Origin of the sequence: Mucilaginibacter sp., assembly GCF_039207105.1 — a bacterium.
Lineage (GTDB): Bacteria > Bacteroidota > Bacteroidia > Sphingobacteriales > Sphingobacteriaceae > Mucilaginibacter.
Genome location: NZ_JBCECK010000284.1, coordinates 1 through 3,099, shown reverse-complemented (window position 1 = coordinate 3,099; position 3,099 = coordinate 1). Strand labels below are relative to the sequence as shown.

General features: G+C 43.8%; 1 protein-coding gene. It reads right to left on the bottom strand.

Features of this window, described 5'->3' with window-relative positions; genetic code table 11:
- Positions 1-74: 74 nt before the first annotated feature.
- Positions 75-3,099 (bottom strand): SusC/RagA family TonB-linked outer membrane protein (locus tag AAGC65_RS25600; protein ID WP_343115294.1); only part of this gene is annotated, 3,025 nt, incomplete at its 5' end.

Genomic DNA, 3,099 nt, shown 5'->3' with positions numbered 1-3,099 from the left:
TTTTTACAACCCGTAGCCACAATGGCCAGAAAAATTATGCTGGAAATTTTAAGTATTTTCATTGCTGCGAGATTTTAAAATTTAACATTTACGCCTACAGAAAATGTGCGGTACATCGGGTAGTTATTTTCATAAAAATCCGTATTTGTCGCATCAGCTACAGTTAGCGTTTGCGGCACCCTGGTTTCTTCAGGATCATACATACCGTTCCTGGTGCCCTTGGCAAACTCAAACAGGTCTTGCCCGCTCAGGTAAAGCCTGATACTGCGTAGCTTAAGCCGCGCAACCTGAATGTTGTTGAAAGTGTACCCAACGGTGATGTTCTTCATTCTTAAATAGCGAGTATTATCAAGCCACAGGGAAGAGAACTGGTAATTATTATTTTTCACCGTTTCGTTATTAGAAAGACGCGGGTACTCTGCCGATGCGTTTTCCGGAGTAAAGGTTCTGCCGTAAAAATAATCAAGCGGCTGGAACCAGAAGTGAGCCAGCGGTACACCGAAGTTTCCGTTACCTCTCCACACGTATTTGTTACCGGTTCCCTGCATAATAAAGCTCATATCAAAACCTTTATAAGCAAAGCCGCCGGTTAAGCTGTAGGTTAATTTAGGAATCTGAGAACCTAAGTATACAGCATCGCCGCTAAGACCTTTTGATTTGTCGCCAAAGGTGGTGATCTGTCCGTCACCATCAATATCCTGGTACATTACGTCACCTATGCCCAAACCACCATATCCATTAGGCTGAGCAGAAGGCACGATGCCTTTTCCGGCGTATTTTGAAGCGTAATTGTTCAGATCGGCCTGGTTTCTGATAAGTGTACCTTTGAAACCAAAATAAGAATCAAGCGGGTAACCCTGTCTGGCCTGTGTCAAACCCAAATTATAGGTATCATTTCCTTTTAAATCAGAAACAACATTAGTATTGTAATTTAAGATTGCTCCCACATTGTAACGTACTTCACCAATCTTGTCGGCCCACTGACCATTAAACTCCCATCCTTTACCCTTAAGCGTTCCCGCGTTTGATGAAGGAGCAACTGCGCCCAGGGTTGTAGGGTAAGTAATACTAACCAGCATGTTACTGTTAGTTTTTCTGTAAATATCAAATGACAAAGATAGTTTGGACGCGAATAAGGAAACGTCTACACCAAGATTCTTAGATTCGATAGTTTCCCAGGTACGTAAAGGGGACGAAAGGCCTTTAAGCTGAGCCAATCTTGACGCCGCTGAACCATCGATAGGATACTGGCCCAAAACATCAATAAGCTGTACATAATCAAACAATCCTAACTGAGGAATATCCTGGTTACCGGTTCTGCCCCATGACGCGCGAATTTTAAAAAGGTTTAAGGTATTATCGGTAAAGAGTTGTTTGAAGAACGACTCTTCTGAAATTTTCCATGCAGCGGACACACTCGGATAAATCGCGCTCCAACGTTTATCAGGCGAGAACTTAGAGCTGCCGTCTTTACGCATCGTACCTTCTAAATAATACCGGCCTGCAAATGAATAGCTGGCCCGTCCGAAATAAGACCGTAAGGCCCAGGGATCCTGATTCCATTGACTTGCATCACCGGCGCGCAGGTTCTTGTTGTCAGACAAGGGCAGAGTAAAAATCTCATTACTGAAAAAATCCTGCCCCTGAATGAATCTTGCATCCTGAGTGAATTTCTCTTGCGAAGCACCCACCATAGCCTTGATCTCATGCTGACCAAATACTTTGGTGTAATTGACATAAGTACTGTAATTTTTGTAAACAGTACTGGAATTTTTATAGGTGGCGCTGTTTGGATTGTTACGTATCAGCAAGTTGGGTGTATTATCCCAATTATACTCTGTATTTGTTGTTTTAATAGCTTCATCATCATAACGCTCCAGGTTTATACCAACCTGTCCTGTCCACACCAAACCCTTTATAGGTTCATAATCCAACTTTACGTTATTACTCCAACGGTTGTTCGTTGCAGTTTCATTACCACCTTTAATTAATTCCTGCACGGGGTTTTCATAACCCTGATAACCATAGTAATTACCAGCCGGATTTTTTTCGGGCAGATAAGAAAACATTTTCAATCCGTTGCTGATAGCATCGCTCAACTCCGTAGGGGTACGGGTGTTCAGATAATCGTATGCCGTTGTCAGCTCTAACCTCAGGTTATCGGTAAGATTACTTTGCAATGCGATGCGCAGATTGTCCCGCACAGATGAATTGGTTCCTTCTGAAATATTACCGTTGTCGCGCATGTCGCCAAAAGATACCAGGTAAGAAGACTTCTCGCCACCACCAGAAACGCTGAAGTTATGCGTTGGGCGATACGCCGTTTTAAACAACCTGCCGTACCAATCATGGTTTTGGTAAAACATTGGGAATGATTCTACGCTTCGGTTCTCACCAGGGCCTACACTTGGGTCATTAGCGGCTATCTTCATCAGGGTAGAATCAGAGAAAGTTTGTTTTTCACCATCATTTTTATTCGCCTCGTTAAACATCCGGACAAAATGATCAGTTGTAGCCGCCTTCTTTCTCAAACCAACTTGTTTCATGGCTAAATTAAATCCATAGCTTACAAGGGGAGCACTTGATTTTTTGCCCTTTTTGGTAGTAACCAGGATAACACCATCAGCAGCACGTGCGCCATATATGGCCGCGGTTGCATCCTTTAGTACGGTTATGTCCTGAATATCCTCCGGGTTGATCAGGTTAAGATCACTGGGAATACCATCAATTAAAACCAGCGGAACATTGCCGTTAATAGATGACGCCCCACGGATAGTGAGAGCAAAACCTTGTTGCCCCGGCTGGCCGCTTGAACGCGTAATACCCACACCGGGGATCAGGCCCTGTAAACCATCTAAAGTACCTGTAACCGGGCGGCTTTGGATCTTGGTACCGCTGATACGCGCTACCGAGCCGGTCAAGTCCGCCTCTTTCTTACTGGTACCATATCCAATAATTACCACCTCGTTAAGGCTGCTTGCTGCCGGGTTAAGCTTAACATCTATTTTGGTTTGATTATTTACAGGAACTTCCTGAGTTTGGTACCCTAAAAAAGAAAACACCAGGGTTCCGGTCGCATTTGGTAATTTGATCAGATAC